The sequence below is a fragment of the Streptomyces sp. NBC_00390 genome, from assembly GCF_036057275.1.
Classification (GTDB): Bacteria; Actinomycetota; Actinomycetes; order Streptomycetales; family Streptomycetaceae; genus Streptomyces.
Genome location: NZ_CP107945.1, coordinates 5,345,544 through 5,363,550, shown reverse-complemented (window position 1 = coordinate 5,363,550; position 18,007 = coordinate 5,345,544). Strand labels below are relative to the sequence as shown.

The 18,007-nt window shown below is 65.9% G+C and carries 13 protein-coding genes and 2 pseudogenes; 10 read left to right on the top strand and 5 right to left on the bottom strand.

Annotated elements, in window-relative coordinates:
- Window positions 1–111: 111 nt before the first annotated feature.
- Entirely contained in the window at window positions 112–837 is a 726-nt protein-coding gene (locus tag OHS70_RS23625; protein WP_328400229.1) for a YidC/Oxa1 family membrane protein insertase, read from the bottom strand.
- A gap of 92 nt (window positions 838–929) precedes the next feature.
- On the bottom strand, window positions 930–1,256 hold the full coding sequence (locus OHS70_RS23620; protein ID WP_328400227.1) for a DUF6412 domain-containing protein: 327 nt from the start codon (window positions 1,254–1,256) through the stop codon (window positions 930–932).
- Window positions 1,257–1,496: 240 nt separating this feature from the next.
- Between OHS70_RS23620 and OHS70_RS23615 the strand changes: the two genes are divergently transcribed.
- Window positions 1,497–2,588 carry a sugar ABC transporter substrate-binding protein gene (locus OHS70_RS23615; RefSeq protein WP_328400225.1) on the top strand — a complete coding sequence of 364 codons (1,092 nt, stop codon included), beginning with the start codon at window positions 1,497–1,499 and terminating at the stop codon, window positions 2,586–2,588.
- A gap of 75 nt (window positions 2,589–2,663) precedes the next feature.
- On the opposite strand, the gene OHS70_RS23610 is transcribed toward OHS70_RS23615, so the two are convergent.
- Window positions 2,664–3,455 carry a class E sortase gene (locus tag OHS70_RS23610; protein ID WP_328400223.1) on the bottom strand — a complete coding sequence of 264 codons (792 nt, stop codon included), beginning with the start codon at window positions 3,453–3,455 and terminating at the stop codon, window positions 2,664–2,666.
- 91 nt (window positions 3,456–3,546) lie between these two features.
- Between OHS70_RS23610 and OHS70_RS23605 the strand changes: the two genes are divergently transcribed.
- The 5 genes from OHS70_RS23605 (at window position 3,547) to OHS70_RS23585 (ending at window position 10,491) form a co-directional block, all read left to right on the top strand.
- Window positions 3,547–4,563, top strand: a complete 1,017-nt coding sequence (locus OHS70_RS23605; RefSeq protein ID WP_328400221.1) for an SEC-C domain-containing protein — start codon at window positions 3,547–3,549, stop codon at window positions 4,561–4,563.
- Window positions 4,564–4,696: 133 nt separating this feature from the next.
- Window positions 4,697–5,164 (top strand): NUDIX hydrolase, encoded by a 468-nt coding sequence (locus OHS70_RS23600; protein ID WP_328400219.1) that lies wholly within the window; start codon window positions 4,697–4,699, stop codon window positions 5,162–5,164.
- Between the two features lie 174 nt (window positions 5,165–5,338).
- Window positions 5,339–5,656 carry a hypothetical protein gene (locus OHS70_RS23595; protein WP_328400217.1) on the top strand — a complete coding sequence of 106 codons (318 nt, stop codon included), beginning with the start codon at window positions 5,339–5,341 and terminating at the stop codon, window positions 5,654–5,656.
- A 260-nt stretch (window positions 5,657–5,916) separates the two neighbouring features.
- On the top strand, window positions 5,917–7,470 hold the full coding sequence (locus OHS70_RS23590) for an ATP-binding protein (protein WP_328400215.1): 1,554 nt from the start codon (window positions 5,917–5,919) through the stop codon (window positions 7,468–7,470).
- A gap of 57 nt (window positions 7,471–7,527) precedes the next feature.
- Entirely contained in the window at window positions 7,528–10,491 is a 2,964-nt protein-coding gene (locus OHS70_RS23585) for a Z1 domain-containing protein (RefSeq protein WP_328400213.1), read from the top strand.
- A 290-nt stretch (window positions 10,492–10,781) separates the two neighbouring features.
- On the opposite strand, the gene OHS70_RS39110 is transcribed toward OHS70_RS23585, so the two are convergent.
- Window positions 10,782–10,991, bottom strand: coding sequence for a DUF7848 domain-containing protein (locus OHS70_RS39110; protein ID WP_443062756.1), 210 nt, complete (start codon window positions 10,989–10,991; stop codon window positions 10,782–10,784).
- Window positions 10,992–11,342: 351 nt separating this feature from the next.
- On the opposite strand from OHS70_RS39110, the gene OHS70_RS23580 reads away from it, so the two are divergent.
- The 4 genes and pseudogenes from OHS70_RS23580 to OHS70_RS23565 all read left to right on the top strand — a co-directional run bounded on the left by OHS70_RS23580 (window position 11,343) and on the right by OHS70_RS23565 (window position 16,806).
- A complete protein-coding gene (locus OHS70_RS23580; RefSeq protein WP_328400211.1) occupies window positions 11,343–12,095 on the top strand; it encodes a DUF6879 family protein in 753 nt (250 codons plus the stop codon).
- A gap of 14 nt (window positions 12,096–12,109) precedes the next feature.
- On the top strand, window positions 12,110–12,955 hold the full coding sequence (locus OHS70_RS23575) for a helix-turn-helix domain-containing protein (protein ID WP_328400209.1): 846 nt from the start codon (window positions 12,110–12,112) through the stop codon (window positions 12,953–12,955).
- A 140-nt stretch (window positions 12,956–13,095) separates the two neighbouring features.
- Window positions 13,096–16,236, top strand: coding sequence for a DUF3427 domain-containing protein (locus OHS70_RS23570; RefSeq protein ID WP_328400207.1), 3,141 nt, complete (start codon window positions 13,096–13,098; stop codon window positions 16,234–16,236).
- Between the two features lie 118 nt (window positions 16,237–16,354).
- Window positions 16,355–16,806 (top strand): annotated as a pseudogene (locus OHS70_RS23565) (NUDIX hydrolase).
- A 258-nt stretch (window positions 16,807–17,064) separates the two neighbouring features.
- Here the strand turns inward: OHS70_RS23565 and OHS70_RS23560 are convergent.
- Window positions 17,065–17,922: pseudogene (locus OHS70_RS23560) on the bottom strand (hypothetical protein).
- Window positions 17,923–18,007 lie beyond the last annotated feature (85 nt).

Here is an 18,007-nt window from a genome sequence, read left to right as displayed (position 1 = left end):
ATCGAGTGCGAACCCGGGCGACGGGTAGCGGCCGCCGCCCGAGTTCTGAGGATTGGCTGATCCTCCAAGACACCTGACCACCCCGCAAGACCCTGTTCACAACCTGGACCTTTACGCGGCAGTAGCCTGCGTCCCGGCCGTCGGCATGTCCCGGTACAGGAACGCTCGCTCCACCGCGCTCCAGGCGGTGCTGGTGACGACGTAGAGCGCGGCCGCCAACGGCACGACGGCCACGGTGATGAGCGTGGCGAACGACAGCAGGGGCATGATCTTCACGATCGCCCCCGTGCCGGGCAGCTCCTCCTGGCCGGTGGCCATGGCCTTGGTGAGCCGGTAGTTGAACGTGGCCACGGCGGCGACGATCACGAAGAGGGCGACGTAGACGAGACCTGCCCCGCCGAACACCCCGCCGTGTGCGAGGGCGTCGGCCCAGCGGTCGCCGAGGGGCGCGTCGAACAGGGTGTGGGTGAGGAGGGCGTTCGGCTCGTCACCGATCCGCCCGCTGGAGAACAGGTGGTACATGAGGAGGAACGCGGGCGCCTGGAGCAGGCTGGGCAGACAGCCGGCGAGCGGGGAGACCTTCTCCTTCGTGTGCAGTTCGTGCATCGCCTTCCGCAACCGCTCCGGATTCCTGGCGTGCTTCTTGCGCAGCTCGGCCATCTGCGGCGCGAGGCGGACACGGGCTTTCTGGCCGCGGGCGGCGGCCCGGGACAAGGGGTGGACGGCGAGCCGTACGAGTGCGGTGAACAGGACGATCGCGGCGGCGGCGGCCGAGGCGTGGAACAGCGGCTGGAGCAGATCGGCGAGCTGCTCGACCAGGCTGGCGAATACGGACATGGGTGGGTGGAGCCCTTCGGGTCTCGTCGTGCCGGGGATGCTGACATGGCGGCGTGACGACCCATGGGGAGTGTGTGCGGTGCCCGCTCCCCTCAGGGGGCCGTCAGGACGGGACGGCCCGGGGCCCGGGGCCGCGTACGGCCACGCGCATCGGGATCGCGCTGGGGCAGGAACGCGGTGCGCCGCCGGCGATCGCGCAGCGCGGTGCGGATGCGTGTGCGCGGCACGACGGGCGCGCACCGGGCACTGACGACGGCACAGGCGACGATCGCGGATGCGACGGCAGCGGTGGCGGTGGCCGTGGCGGCCAGCGCGGCAACGGCGGACATGCCTCCGCCGTCGATGAGGAAGAGCCCGGTGAGAAGCAGGACGAGCAGCCCTGTGGAACGCAGCAGTGGCCGGACCCGCTGTCCGCTCATACCGCCGCCCTCCTCCCGTGCGCTCGACGCCTCTGCCCTTACCGACGACCGCAGGCGACGGACAGTTCCCGACGGGTACGAGTGGTTCCGCCGCGCCGCGTCAACACCACGGTGTTAACGAACCGCCACCGCTGCTATCACAATTGTGTTCATCTCTTGACGCTTATGTGTGCACGCGGTTGGCTTCAGCCTCCTAGGCCGCAGATGATGCGGCCTGTCAGGGAGGGTTGATTTTCACTGATGAACGCACATCTGCGTCGCGCTGCCGGTGCTGCCGCCACCGTCGCGCTGGCTGTATCGCTCACCGCATGCGGTGAGACCGAGGACTCGGACATGCGGATGATGCGCGACGATATCGTTGTCGGACTGCTCCTTCCCGACGATGTGGCCGCCCGCTACGAGAAGTTCGACAAGCCGGTCATCGAGGAGCGGGTCGCACGGCTGACGAACAGCAAGGGCACCGTCCTCTACGCCAACGCCAGACAGAAGGCCGATGTCCAGGCGCAGCAGGTCGAGAGCATGATCGACAAGAAGGTCGACGTGCTGATCGTGGACGCCGTGGACTCCAAGGCGATCGCCGGTGCCGTCAAGAAGGCGAAGGACGCCAAGATCCCCGTCGTCGCCTTCGACCGCCTCGCCGAGGGCCCGATCGACGCCTACACCTCCTTCGACAACGAGCAGGTCGGTCACGTCCAGGGCAAGGCCCTGCTCAAAGCCCTGGGCGACAAGGCCAAGAGCGGCCAGATCGTGATGATGAACGGCGCGGTCACCGACCCGAACGCCGCGATGTTCAAAAAGGGCGCGCACGCCGAGCTCGACGGCAAGGTGGAGATCGGCGCGGAGTTCGACACCAAGGACTGGAAGCCGGAGAACGCCGACGCCAACATGCGGACCGCGATCCTGTCCCTCGGCCAGAACATCGCCGGCGTCTACTCCGCCAACGACGGCATGGCGGGCGGCGTCATCACCGCCCTGAAGGCCGCCGGCTACACCGACCTCCCGCCCGTCACCGGCCAGGACGCCGAGCTCTCCGCCGTGCAGCGCATCGTCGCCGGTGAGCAGCACATGAGCATCTACAAGCCGTACGCGTACGAGGCCGCCGCCGCGGCCGAGATGGCCATCCTGCTCGCCAGGGACATGTCGCTCGACCTCGCGGCCCACACCGACGTCGACAGCCCGACCAAGAAGGCCATCCCTTCCGTGCTGGTCCCGGTCATCGCGCTGACCAAGAACAACATCAAGGACACCGTCATCAAGGACGGCGTCTACACCGCTCAGGAGATCTGCACCCCTGAGTACAAGGCCGCCTGCGACGAGCTCGACCTGCGCTGACGCCGCCGCGAGAACTTCCCGCCCTTGTCGGGAAGTTCTCGGAAGAGCGGGGCGGCGGAACACCGGACGGAGCGGCTACCGGGGGAGCATCGAGGTGAGCTTGCCCCAGACCACGAGCCGGTAGGCAGAGCTGTACTCGGGCGTGCATGTGGTCAGGGTCAGGTAGTAGCCGCGCTCGCCGTACCCGGCGGAGGGCTTCACCAGGCTGCGCGGGACCGGCGCGATCACCCCGGTGTCGCGGGGCGTCGTCCGTGGCAGCTGCCTGTCCACCGCGTACACGAACACCCCCTGGCGGGTCTCGACCTCGATCCGGTCGCCGGTGCGCAGCCGGTTGATGTACCGGAAGGGCTCCCCATGCGCGTTGCGATGCCCGGCGAGGGCGAAGTTCCCGGCCTCGCCGGGCTGCGCGGTCTGCGGATAGTGCCCGACGTACCCCTTGTCGAGGACGCCTCGCTTGGCGATGCCCTGCGCGACGGGCGCGGTGACGCCGAGCCGGGGGATGCGCAGGACGGCGTAGGCCTGATCCCAGCGGGGCGGGCGGGCCGGGCTCGTCGCCCGCGGCGTCTCCACGCCCGCTCGGTCCTCCTCATCTCCGCCTCCGCCTCCGCTTTCGCCTTCCACGGGCGTGGGCTGCTCCTCTGCCCTCTCCTGCCCCTCGTGCTCCTCCCCCCACTCCCGCTCCAGTGCCCGGACCTTGCGCTCGGCCCCTTCCCTGGCCTGGCGGTTGGTCCACCACAGCTGATGGACGACGAGGAGGAGGACGACGACGCCGAGGGTGACGGCGACCTCGGCGGCGGCCCACAGCCCCCGGGCGACGGCCGCCCGCCGTCGCCGCCCCTGCACCACAACTCGTATCGGCACCCGCACGGGCGCAGAGTAGGGGCAGCTCCGTCAACTCACCAGCGCTCAGCGAGACTCGGCATCCCTGGCCGCCCCGTACAGCAGTACGGTGTGCAGCATGCGCCCCGACATGCCTGCTGACCACATCGCCGAAGCCGAGCGCCTGCTGCGTACGGCCACGCAGTACCCCGAGGACGACGAGCCCCTGCTGCTCCAGGCCGCGGCCCACCTCGAGCTGTCCGGCGACCGCGAACGCGCCTCCGCCCTCTACGACCGGCTGCTGGCGTCCGATCCCGAGCACCCCGCTCTGATCAAGGCGTTCCAGGCGGCGAACCTGTGGGAGTACGGTCACGAGGCGGAGGCCCGCGCCCTGATCACCGGCATCCGCGCCTCGGCCCCGGCCGAAGCGGCCCCCTGGGAGGTCATCGCCGAGACCCTCGAGGCCCACGACGAGCTCGAAGCGTCCCACGAGTGCTTCACGACGGGCCTGACCCTGCTGCTCCCCGAGGCCGAGGACGAGATCCCGTACGCCACCCAGCCGCTGCTCACGGGCCGCCACCGCGTCCGCCGACTGCTGGCCCTCCCCCACGACGAGTGGGACACCCTGGCCGACGCGGTCCACACCGGCCACACCCCGGACGTCACGCTGGACGAACTCCACGACCCCAAGCGCCTGTGGGCGCTGGGCTCGGACAACCCGGCCGAGCTCCAGGCGGAGATCACCCGCCTCCGCTCGGAACTGGGCTCCTACCGCTCGGCCCTGTCCCGCCCCTTCCCGGTGGCGGTACTCCACTGGCCGGAGGCGGAACTCGATGAGCTGGTCGAGGCCTACCCCGAGCTGGAGTCGGAGTACCCGACCCACAACGCTCACCTCACGGACCTCGAAGCCTCACTGCGCGACCTGGCCGCGACGGGCACGGGGAACCTGGGCATCGTGACGGGCACGATCCCGTCCTACGAGGCCTTCGCGGCCTCGGAACAGTCCTCCCCGTCGAACGCGGACCTGCTCCCCCAGTACGCCACCACCCTGGCGGCCCGCGGCCGCGCGGTGGTGTGGCCCCCGGCCAAGGGGGCACCGTGCTGGTGCGGGTCGGGCAGCACGTACCGGGACTGCCACGGGGCTGCGCAGCTCTGAGCCCGGCGCCCGCCGAGGGACCGGCCGTCCTACAGCGGGTGTCAGGCTGAAGACCGTCCAGGGACGGCCGATCACCGCCGCTGTCCGGACCAGCGCACAGCCATGGATACACAGCGAGGAGAGAGCGCCGCTCATGGGCAGGACCGAGTACTACAACGACCCCGACGCCCCCAAGGCCAACACCCTCATCCCCGCAAGCAACCTGCTCGTCGTCCACGACAACGGCGCCATCCTGCTCCAGCGCCGCCGCGACACCGGGCAGTGGGCGCTGCCCGGAGGCGCCCAGGACATCGGCGAAACGGCGGCGCAGTGCGCGGTGCGCGAATGCCTGGAGGAGACCGGCATCATCGCCGAGATCACCGGCTTTCTGGGGGTCTACACCAACCCCCACCACATCGTTGCCTACACCGACGGCGAGATCCGCCAGCAGTACGAGAACACCTACATCGGCCGCCCGGTCGGCGGCGAGCCCACCGTCAACGACGAAGCCGACGGCGTCCGCTTCATCCAGCCTGCCGACCTGCACCAGTACGACATCCACCCCAGCATGCGCCAGCAGATCGGGGACTACCTCGCCGGCACCTACCCGTACCTCGGCTGAGCCACTGGCTGGGGGATGGGCAGCAGAAAAGGAGTGCCCGCGGTGGGGACGATACTCAAGGGCATGAGCCGTGTTCGGTGGCATGAGTTGAGGCACGCGTACGGATCAGCAGGAGACGTTCCGGGCCGGCTGTCGCGCGTAGCGTGGGGTGACGCCAGGACGAGTGCTTCAGCGTTGAGCGACCTTGGTCTGTGGCTCGGTGAGCTGGCTGTCTTCGACGCGACTGTCGAGGCGGTTCCGTTTCTGTGGGATCTCGCGGTGACCGATACCGTCACCAGTCGGTACGGCGTGGTCGAGTTGCTGCAGACGATCCTCGAGCACGCCAACCCTCCACAGATCGAGGTGCAACACGCGGCTCACCGAGCCGTGCTCGACGGCAGGAGCATGGCGGACGTGCTGACCCGTGACAAGGATCCCGCCGTGCAGGCAGCGGCTCACGAACTGGCGGCCGCGATCGACAACCACGTCTGCGAGTCCTGCCGTCCGGCCTAACGGCAGGCCGCCACGGCCCTTCATATCCCGGGACCGTCCGCCGGGCGCAGAGCCGGTCAGCGCGACAGTGACCGGCCCTGCGGAGAGGTCCAGACTTCCGTTCAAGGGTCCCAGGCCGCATATTCAAAATCTTCCGTCCCACTTTTTGGGGCCAGAGTCCCGTAAAACCGGCGCTTGAGCTACGGTCGCACTGTTAATCGGAAGACGGGCCGACCTCCCCCACACAGGTCCCGTCCTGTGTGCGAGGAAGAACCACCTCCATGAGCTTCAACTCCGCTGCTTCGTGGCAGTACGAGGTACCAACCACCGGCAGCAGGCACCTGCCTCCGGACGCGGGATACGCCAAGGCCCTTACCAACCAGGGCTACGGTTTCGAGGTTGCCGTCGCCGACCTGATCGACAACTCGATCGACGCCGGTGCTGACAAAGTAGTCGTGCACTTCCTGCGCGACGCGGAACGCATCCTCAGCCTTCTCGTTGTCGACAACGGCCGCGGCATGGACGATCCGGGCCTTGACGCTGCGATGACAGTCGGGTACCGCCGCGACTACGACGAGCACGCTCTCGGCATGTACGGCACGGGCCTTAAGGCCGCCTCCTTGTCCCATGCTGGCTCGCTGACGGTCGTTAGCCGTACAAAGCGCAGCCGGGCAGCCGGGCGGCGCCTCACTGCTGAGGGCATCGAGGACGACTTCCGCTGCGACACAGTCGACCCCGGCTACGCCCAGGATCTCGTCGACTGTTACGACGGAATCATCGAGTGGCACGGGACGGTTGTCCGCTGGGACCTGGTGCGCGCGTTCCGCACCGTTACCCCAGGGCAGAGTGACCAGTATCTGTCCCGCGCCATCTCCCGGCTCGAGACCCACCTCGGCCTTTATCTGCACCGCTTCCTCTCCCGCGGCCTGGCTTTGGACATCGCGGTATGGGACGTCAGCTCCGGCGACGGCATGCTGGGCGAGGAACTGGACCACATCGGAGTGGAGGCTCTGGACCCGTTCGGCTACAAGGTGCCGGGGCGGGCCGGATACCCGAAGAAGTACACAGCCCCGGTGGAGGGTGTCGGCGATGTCCAGCTGACCGCCCACATCTGGCCGGCCAAGTCCCGGCAGGCGGGCTTCCGTCAGATCGGTTCGCTGAACGAACGGCAGGGCTTCTACTTCTACCGGAACGACCGCCTTGTCCAGGCGGGCGGCTGGAACAATCTGCGAACCCCAGAAGGGCACCTCGCCCTGGCCCGCATAGAGGTCGACTTGCCGTCGCGCCCGAACCCTGTGTTCAGCCTCGACGTGAAGAAGGAGGGCGTCACCGTGACCCCCGCCTTCACCGCCGGAGTGGAAAAGGCCGTCGATTCCGCCGGGCACGCCTTCCCCTCATACCTCGCCGACGCTGAAGCCGCCTACCGGGACGGTGCAAAGCGCACGGAGATCGTGCGGAAGCCGGTGACCGCCCCCGGCAAGGGCCTGGACCCGAAAATCAAGCGCGTCATCGTGGAGGAACTGCCGCAGAAGCCCGGTGAGGAACCGATCGCGTTCACGTGGGCCGTTCTCCCCGCAGACCGCTTCTTCGACCTGGATCGCGACACGAACACCGTGCTCCTCAACAGGGCGTTCCGGGAGGACTTCAACGACGGAAGGCGTGGCGGCGCCAATGACGCGCCCGTCACCAAGACGCTGCTGTACCTCCTTCTGGAGGATTGCTTCGGTCTGGGCCGCTGGGAGCGTGGCCGTCAGGACCGGATCGACTACTGGAACACGATCCTGCTGGCCTCGGTGGGCGCCCAGAAGGAGCGCCGCGAGCGCGGTACGGACTGATTCCCGCGCCCTCTCGTCGCAGTCTCTCCCCAACTCGCTGACTTCCCTAGGACTCCCGTGACTGACACGCTCCTGAAGATTCACACGGCCGCGATGGCGGCGATGCAGGACGGCCCTCGTCCGTTCGGGAAATGGGCAGCGTTGATCGCTGACGAGGACGCCCCGGACGCCGACCTGACCGAGGAGACGTTCCGGGTGCGGCTGCTGGGATCGAACCCGGAGGACGAAGCACTCAAGTCCCTCTGGAGCCGCACCCTCACAGCCTGGGACTTCCCTGAGGCTCCGAGCTGGGCTCCGGACGTGCCGCCGCGAACTGAGAAACGCCGGACAGCCGTGTATGACCTGCTCCGGCTCGGCGCGGATCTGCGCAAGGCACTGGATGATGTGGTTCCGGTGCCGGTGATCCCGCCAGCCACCGTGATCACACGGGAGTTCACCCCCTGGCACACGCCAGAGAAGGCCGCCGCTCGTAGCTTCTACTGGTCCTCGTACGAACGAAAACTGCGTGACAAGGGCTGGTCAGACGCCGCGATCGCCAGCCTGGACGAAGCCAGCCGGGCTGTTGTTGAGCGTCTGACCGATCCGGAGCAGTCCGAGGCCCGCCAGACAAAGGGGCTGGTCGTCGGATACGTACAGTCCGGCAAGACGGCCAACTTCACCGGCGTGACGGCCAAGGCCATCGACGCGGGCTACCGCCTGGTGATCGTCCTCGCAGGAACCCTCAACCTGCTGCGTGCCCAGACACAGCGGCGCCTCGACATGGAGCTGATAGGCCAGGAAAACATCCTCCGGGGCGCTGATCCCGATGATGTGGACACCCTCGTCGGCATCGACTACGTAGGCGACGATGACAATGACTGGCCAGACTTCGTGCGTCACGGGGGGCGCCCTTCCACTCTGGGAGCCTTCGACATCGAACGGCTCACCACCCGCGACAACGACTACAAGAGCCTTGCTCAGGGCATTCGCGCGCTGGAGTACGACAAGCGCGAACCCACCCGGCCTCTTCACGATCCTGTGAACCTCCACCGCACAGCAGCGCGCGTTGTCGTGGTGAAGAAGAACAAGTCAGTCCTCACCAAACTGGTCAAGGATCTCAAGCAGATCCACGGCCTCCTCGGCGAGCTGCCGGTCCTGATCATCGACGATGAGTCCGACCAGGCCTCCGTCAATACGTCGAACCCGAAGAAGTGGGAGCAGGGCCGCACCGAGCGCACTGCTATCAACTCCCTGATCTCACAGCTTCTGACGCTTCTTCCCCGCGCCCAGTACGTCGGCTACACGGCAACCCCGTTCGCCAATGTCTTCGTAGACCCCAGCGACGCGGACGACATCTTCCCCACTGATTTCCTCATCTCTCTCCCTCGCCCTGCTGGGTACATGGGCGTCCAGGACTTCCACGATCTGGATTCCGCGGTCCCGTATGAGCAGCGCACGTACGCCAACTCCCAGGAAAAGGCGCACGTCCGCGGCATTGGGCCAGACATGGACGACCGCCTTCTGGAGGCGATGGACTCTTTCGTACTGTCCGGCGCGCTGAAGCTCTTCCGCGCCGCCCACGGCGTCCCCGAAGAACCGTTCCGACACCACACGATGCTTGTGCACGAGTCGGTGAAGGTCGACGATCACGCGGATCTCGCCCTGCGTATCAACACGATGTGGCACCAGGCGGGATACGCCTCGGCTGCCGGCCACCACCGCCTCGAAGGCTTGTGGAACGCGGACTTCGCGCCGGTATGCGAAGCCCGCGCCGATGGCCTGCCCACCCCTGCCTCGTACGACGAGCTGCGGCCCTATGTCAGCAACTCCCGCCAGCTCATCGGCTCAGGTGGCAACCCCGTGATCATCGTCAACGGGGACTCCGACAGGTACTTCGAGCAGCTCGGCTTGGATTTCGACCGGACTCCACATGTCTGGAAGATCCTCGTCGGCGGCACCAAGTTGTCCCGCGGCTTCACCATCGAAGGCCTGACGACAACGTATTACCGTCGCACAACGCAGCAGGCTGACACTCTCATGCAGATGGGACGCTGGTTCGGCTTCCGCCCGGGCTATCGCGACCTGGTGCGGCTGTACATCGGACGGGAAGAACCGTACGGCAGGACGAGAACCGTCGACCTCTACGAGACCTTCGAAGCCATCTGCCGCGACGAGGAGTCCTTCCGCTCCCAACTTGCCCAATACGCGAAGCTGGTCGACGGAAAGCCGCAGGTCACCCCGTGGCAGATTCCGCCTCTGGTCGCTCAGCATCTGCCATGGATCAAGCCATCGGCACGGAACAAGATGTTCAACGCCGAACTGGTCGAGGTCCGCACCCCAGGGGAGATCGTCGAGCCAACCGCACACCCGGTTGATGCCGCCGACCTCCAGCACAACACTGAACTCTGGCTTCCTCTGCTCGACCAACTAAACACCGAAAGCGATGAATTCACCTACCATCACGAGGGGCAGGGCCGTACATACCGCCTGTCCGCGCTCACCGCCTCGGTCAGCCACACCGACCTCATGGGCGTACTGAACAACCTCAAGTGGTGGAACCCAGCTTCTTTCCAGCCCAACCTTGAGTACCTGCAGGATCTGAGCCGCCATCCGCACCTAGTGGACGACTGGCTTCTCATCGCCCCACAGCACACATCAGTACGGCGACTCGAAGCCTCCATCAACGGCACCCGCCCTCTCGCCATTTCTCATCGAAAGCGCCGGCGCGTTGAACTCTTTGGCAGCATCAGTGACCCGAAGCACCGGGCGACAGCCCGCCGCATAGCTGGTGCGCTGCCCAAGACAGCCGACCCCGTGACCGAACGGTTCACCGTGCCCCGTCGCGGTGCGGTCCTCCTCTACCCCGTGATCGAAGAAGCACCGGAGACGGCAATCAGCTCGCGAGGCACCCTTCACCCCAACAAGGTGGCCATGGTCTTCTCGCTTGTCGCTCCCGCATCTGCCATCCCGCCCGGCACAGGTCTCCTGCGCTTCCGTGCCATCAACTCGGCCCTCAAGGAGCCCATCGTCACTCTCGAGTAGCTGGCCACCGATCTCAGTGGTCTTCGCGGCCAACGCGTATCAGGACTACCACGGCGCGCTGGAGCTGTGACCCGGCGCCGTCAGGGGAGGCGCCGGGATCAGCACCGTCGAGGCAGCTTTGGCGGTGGCAGCGCTCGCAACCCCTCTCGCATGGGTGGCCGGAGTATCCGACCAACAACGCACCTGACTGAGCCTGGCGCCCGCCGAGGCGCCGGCCGCCCTTCGGAGGGCTCCTGGATGATGGACATCCAGGAGGCTGCTCATCGCCAACGACAACGGCGTCATCCCGATCAATCCGCTCGCACGACCAGAGCGAAGGACGTACGGATCCGCCGGAAGGACTTGTGCCCGCTCCGGCCAGTGTGGCTCATGCACTCGACGTCGACCGCCGCCGAATCCTCAGACGGCTGCGCAGACCAGCCACAGCCCAGGCACTCTGCCTCGTATGTGATGTCCGTGTCCGGATGCTCCGTGATCTTGTGTAGGACGTAGCGGTACACCGCGCGCAGGGCCGTCACCGGTGCTCCCGAGAGTGCCGCCCGATCTCAACGGAACAGTCCGTAACTCGCGACCAATTCAGGGCGGCCTTCGCTGCGGCTCGCTGCCTGTCCAGGGCGGCGCACACATCGCATCCGTTGACCGGCTCCGGAGCCTCGTTGGGCAGGCCCACATGCACCGGCCGCGTCATGGTCGTTCGGGGATCGCTCATGAACAGGACGCTAAGGAAGCGTAGTTGAGCACACGAGACACTATTCTCGAATATTCTCCTGATAGGCCTAGCTATGCATCGACATTCCTCGCAGCGGCCGAGATCCTGTGAGCCGATGGCTTCCACGAGAGGGGCAGACCAGATGGCACGCAGGTTGCGCTTCAATGGCACGGGGTCGGGCGAGGGCGGCTGCCCGGCGGTCCATGAGGATCTGGACAGCCGAGAGATCATCGTTCACGGAACACCACTCACCGATCCCGAAGACATCGCCCAGCTTCGGCACCTCTCACCGGGTGAGGTGCCCATCGTGGTTCCACGCGAACTGCTGGTGGACTTCGGCCCAAAGGAGGTCAACCGCGTGCCGCGCATCATCGACTTAGACGCGTTCGGGAAGCTCTTCGAGAACTTCCAGCACACAGCATGGCGGCTGGAAACCCGGACCCGCTACGCCTCCGACGAGGCCACCGACACCTACGCCCAGTTCCTCCGGGGTGAGCGCCCGGCATGGGACATGGATACGGCGTGGAGCAACACCATTCGCCAGAAGACCGCGCAGGGTGCACGAGTTGAGCGCGTACGCGTCGTCGACAGCCCGGCGACCACAGGACAGCGCTACCTCATGGCGCACGCCCGAAAGAACGCCGCGCTCGGAGAAGACGTGCACAACCTCTGGCGCGCCGATGCGGAGAGGCTCCGCCTTCCCTCCGAAGACTTCTGGATCTTCGACTCCCGGATCGTCGTTCTCCTCAACTTTGATGACGCCGACGACCTGGTTGACGTCGAGTTGATCACTGAGCCAGCCGAGGTCAATCGCTATGCCCAGGTGCGCGACGCCGCGTGGCATCACTCAGTGCCGTACGAAGTGTTCGCGGCAGACCTGGCCCCAAGCGAGTAGTTGGTCGTGTACCGGTGAGCACAGACTTTCAGCAGGCTCGAGAGGCGCTCGGAGTGAGACTCCGGGAGTTGCGCGCGTCGCACCCCGGCGGTCGGCTCACCGGTACACAACTGGCGGAACGGCTGGGCTGGACGCAGTCGAAGGTCAGCAAGCTGGAGAACGGGCGACAGACAGCGACGGCTGACGACCTGACGATGTGGGCTGAGGCAACCGGCAGGCCAGACAGCATCGGTGAGCTGACAGCGCGCCTCAAAGCCCTGGAAACGCATCACCGGTCATGGCGACGCCAGTTGGCCGCGGGCCACCGCCCGGTCCAAGACGTCCACAACGAGGCACAGGCCAACTCGTCAGTCCTACGCGCATGGGAATCCTCTTGGGTCGTCGGCGTACTCCAGACACCCGACTACGCACGCGCGATCTTCACCCGCTTCACTGAGCTACACCAGTCCACACGGGATATCGAAGACGCCGTGCGCTCCCGGATGAAGAGGCAAGAGGGGTTGTACGACTCGGGCAGGCGCTACCACATCATCATGTGGGAGGCCGTCCTCCACGCGCGGATCTGTCCGCCCTCCGTACTCGCTGCTCAGCTTGATCGCCTGCTAGGCGTGATCGGCCTCGACACCGTAGAGCTCGGAATCGTTCCCCTCGAGGCGCCTGTGAAGATCCCACCCGCTGGCGGCTTCTGGATCTACGACGACCGCCAGGTGGTCGTAGAGACCTGGCATGCGGAACTCTGGCTGGACGACACAGACAGCGTTTCCACCCACCTCAAGGTCTGGAAAACCCTCCGCGAGTCTGCCGTATTCGGGGCCGACGCTCAGCGAGTGATCAACAAGGTCCGCCGAAAACTGGAGTGAATAGCCGCAGGTCAGCACGCCAGGCTTGCAGGCGGTGACGCGGTAGCCGACGGCAGCGCAAGCGGGGAGCGGGAATCGCGGCCGGAATGTCGGTGACGCCTGATATCACTGTGAGGTCCTGAACGGGGAGGGAGACAGGTATGTCGGGCTCCGCTGAAGCCAACCAGCCAGTCGCCGGCTTGTATGAGCAACTGATCACCCTGCGTCTCGAGAACCAGCTCAAGGCTCTCAGCGCTGACGGCCGGTGGCACGCTATCGACGGCACGGTGGGACCGGAGTCGGCGCCTCACGTCATCGCTCGCCACGTTGCCGAAACGATGAAGCACGTACTGGAAAGGCTTCCAGTAGCCGAACGCGTCCACGCGGCCAACCACATCCTCGAGTCGATGAACACCATCCAGGGCGCTCAAGAGTGGGTGGATCTCGTCGCAGACGGCCCTCGCCAGCTGCTCGCCATCGCCGAGCAGGAGGCGAAGGGCGTCTACGCGATCCGGCCCGCGACGCCCCTTTCCGAGACCGCGCTCATTACCAACTCCCCAGAAGACCCGAGCCTTGGCTTTGAACTGCGTGCCGAGCTCGCCACCGCCGACCGTGTAGACCTGCTCTGCGCCTTCGTGAAGTGGCACGGACTTCGCGTCATCGAGGAGTCCCTCGAAGCGGCACATGCGAGAGGCGTCCCCATACGTGTCATCACGACCACGTACATCGGCGCCACAGAGCGACGAGCCCTCGACAAGCTGGTCCAGAAGTTCAATGCCGAGGTGAAGGTCAACTACGAGTTGCGTTCCACACGTCTCCACGCAAAGGCGTGGCTCTTCCGGCGCAACAGTGGCTACGACACCGCGTACGTGGGCAGTTCCAACCTGTCGAAGGCGGCTCTGCTCGACGGCCTGGAGTGGAATGTCCGTCTCTCTTCCATCGCCACCCCCGATGTGTTGCGCAAGTTTGAGGCGACGTTCGACTCCTACTGGAGTGAGTCCGCATTCGAGCTATACGACCCCGATCGCGACTCGACTCGCCTCGACGAGGCGCTTCATCTGGCGGGCCGCGGAACCAGCACCGCAGGACAACGTCACATCACCCTCTCTGGCCTGGAGGTCCGGCCGTACCCTCACCAGCGCGACATGCTGGAACGGCTCGAGGTTGAACGCACTGTCCACGATCGGCACCGCAACCTCTTGGTAGCTGCCACGGGCACCGGCAAAACCGTCATGGCTGCCCTCGACTTCAAGCGGCTGCGCCAGCAGTACGGTCGGGACCTCCGGCTCTTGTTCGTGGCGCACCGGCAAGAGATCCTCCGGCAGTCGTTGCGCACGTACCAGGATGTGTTGGTCGACGCCAACTTCGGCGAGGAGTTGCACAGCAGCATCGTGCCGGAAGAGTGGGCGCACCTGTTCGCGAGCGTCCAGTCCCTCAACGCCGGTGCTCTGGAGCGCTTCGCACCCGACCACTTCGATGTTGTTGTCATCGATGAGTTCCATCATGGCGTGTCCCCGACGTACCGAAAGATCATTGATCACTTCGCCCCGCTCGAGCTCCTCGGCCTGACGGCCACCCCGGAGCGGATGGATGGCCGCAACATCCAGGACGAGTTCTTCGACGGACGCATCGCGGCTGAAATGCGTCTGTGGGAGGCTCTCGAGAACGATCTCTTGAGCCCCTTCCACTACTTCGGCGTCACGGACAACACCGATATGAGCGCGATCACCTGGAAGCGCGGCTCCTACGACGCTACGGCGCTGAGTAACCTCTTCACCGGGAATGACGCCCGCGCTCGTCTCGTGGTGCAAGCAGTCAGGGACAAGGTGACCGACCCTGGCTCCATGCGCGCCCTCGGCTTTTGCGTCTCCGTCGCGCACGCGCACTTCATGGCTGACTTCTTCCGTCGCGCCGGCCTGAGCGCCGCCGCCCTGTCTGGTGAGACACCGCGAGAGGAACGTAAGCAAGCGCTCGATGCGCTCAGGTCCGGTGAGTTGCAGGTCATCTTCTCGGTCGATCTATTCAATGAGGGACTGGACATCCCTGACGTCGACACGCTTCTACTGCTTCGCCCGACGTCGAGCGCGACCGTCTTCCTTCAACAGCTCGGTCGTGGGCTTCGACGGACCGAGGGCAAGGCGGTGCTCACGGTCTTGGACTTCATCGGTCAGCACCGCAAGGAGTTCCGCTTCGAGGAGCAGTTCCGGGCGATGACCAACCTGACCCGCAACCGTCTACTCGCCAACATCGAGCATGACTTCCCTCAGCTGCCGTCTGGCTGCCAGATCATCCTTGAGTCCAAGGCCAAGGAACTGATCATCGACAACATTTGCTGCCAGATCGGAGTCAACGTCACTCAGCTCGCGCGAGAAGTCGGGCAGTACGCCGAACCCAGGCTGTCGGCGTACTTGAGGGAGAGCGGACGCGAGCTCAAGGAGATCTACCGAGGCAACGGGAACTCGTGGACTGGGCTCCTCCGCAGAGCACGTCTGCTCTCCAACCACGCCCTCGAAGGCGAAACCGCGCTCCTCAAGCGAGTTTCAGCGTTCCTTCACGTCGACGATCCCCAGCGAGTCGCCGCGTACACCCAGCTCCTTGAGGATGACGCACCCACCTACGCCGAGTTGGACGAACGAGTCCAGGCGTACGCGCGCATGCTCTACTTCTCGCTCTGGCCGCTTGGAGGCTTCGCCTCGTACCAGGACGGGCTGGACTCACTCCGCCCGCACCACAACTTCCGAGACGAGCTGCGACAAGTCCTGGCTTACAACCTCAACCACACAGATCACCTCCCGATCCCGCTGCTTGGCAAACTCGCCGACCTGCCCCTTACGGTCCACGCCGCCTACAGCCGCGAGGAGATCCTTCCCGCGCTGGGCCAGTCCTTCATCGGTGGCAACACTCTGCCGGGCTATTTCCAGGAGGGTGTGAGGTGGTGCGAAAAAATTCAGACCGACGCGCTGTTCATCACCCTGGAGAAGGACGAGAAGGACTTCTCGCCCCAAACGCGATACCGGGACTACGCGATGAATGACCACCTTTTCCACTGGGAGTCTCAAAACCGAACGTCAGAGTCATCCCCAACAGGCATGCGCTATAAGGCTCACCAGGAGCGGGGGACGCACATCCTCCTGTTCGTCCGCCGTTACAAGAAGACGGACATCGGCGGCCCCCATCCGTGGATGCTTCTTGGGCCCGCCGACTACGTCGACCACAAGGGCAGCAAGCCGATGGGGATCACATGGAATCTGCGCCACGAGATTCCGGCGGACGTTTTGGCGTACTCCGCGATCGCCGGATAGTCCGCTGCCTCAACGTTCCAGGTTGGGCGATGAGCACGAACGAACCAGAGACTCGGCGGCTCGCCTCATCCCGTCGATATGATTTCCAACCCATCCTGGCCGTCCCAGAGGAACAGACGTGACGCAGCAAAACGCTGATCAGCGACCCGGCATTGCGGCGGCCATCGTTTTCCATGAGGGCCGCGTGCTCATGGTGCGCCGTCGGGTCAGCGAAGGTCAGCTCTCCTGGCAGTTCCCCGCCGGTGAGGTCGAGCCCGGCGAGGCCCGCGAGGACGCCGCCGTACGGGAGACCATGGAAGAGACCGGCTTGGACGCGGCCGCCGTGAAACTGCTCGGTGAGCGCGTCCACCCCGCCACCGGCCGGCTGATGTCATATACGGCCTGCGAAGTCGTGGGCGGCGCCGCGCACTCGCGGACGCCGACGAGCTGGCAAAGCTCGCGTGGGTAGATCTCTCTGAGATCACCCAGTACATCCCGTACGGACTCTTCGAGCCCGTCCAGAAGCACCTGGACGCCGTGATCGGATGCTCTGAGACCTTGTCAGCTCCTGCCTCGCGAAAACATGGATGACCCGGCGCTCCTCGCCCGAGTCCTGACCCGGAACCGCCTGTTCGACATAGCGAAGCGCAGGAGCCTGAACCGGCGCGAACCACAGGGAAGCACTTCGATGCAGGCCGCATTCCGGGCGGCCCACCGCCTCCCGATCGTGGACGCGGTCGCGGTCGGCACGGACAGCCTCGACCACCTTCGAGAGCTGACCGGCTCTCTGGCCCTTGAGGTGGGTGAACAGACGGTCCGGGAGTACCGGGAACTCCTTAGGGCGCCTTGTCAGCCCGCCCGAAGGTCCTTCACCACCCGCTCCGCCGCGGTGCGAGCGGGAATCAGGCGCGGATCCTCGGGATGAGCGTGGGGGCCGAGGATCTTCGCGGCGACGAAAAGCGTCATCAGCTTGCCGTCCCGGCGCTCGAAGTCGTGACGCCGCTCCTGGCGGACACGGGCGGCCAAGGCCGGGACAGCAAGGGAGGCGCCCCAGAGCGACGCGGCATCCAGCCCGCGGGGAGCCAACCCCCAGTCTTCCCAGTCGAACAGGCAGAACCTCGGCGCGGTCATGTTCGCCCAATTCAGGTCCGCGTGGGCAGCCTGCCAGTGCTCCACCGTCGTATCGAACGAATCGGGAAAAACGGTGCGGATGGTCTCGGTCACCAGCTCCTGCGTAATGGTCTCGGTATCCGGGGTGGCAACACGGCTCGTGCGCTGCGCGTCGAGCGCGTCGAGCGAGGCATTCAGAGCGGCCCACCACTGATCCGGCAGGCTCGGGTCGACGGCGACCACGCTCGTCCCGATCGGTGCGCCCGGCAGGAGTTCCATCTCATCAGCCCGCCACATCACGGCTTCATCTGCGTCCCGCCAGGCCAGGCCGGCGTACCAAGCTGGCTTCGCGATCCCTTGAAGCGCCTCCGCACATTCGGTGCCGTCTCAGCCCTGGCTCCTGATCCTGTCGAGCCCACGCCGTTCGATCCGCACCCAGGTGGCCCGGTCCGTCCGCGCTCCGATCGACCGGCGCTTACGGACTACCGTTTCCCGGTCGAGGTGCACCTGGAACGACCGCTCCACCCGATCCAGCACCTGGTCGACGGGTTCGACGCGCAGATCGACAGCACGAGCAGAAGGCACAGACAGCGTCATACACGGACGGTAGCAAGCCCCCCCTGCTGCACGGACGATTCAGCCCACTTCCCCCTGCGGTGTCTACCTCCCGCCCACAGCACTA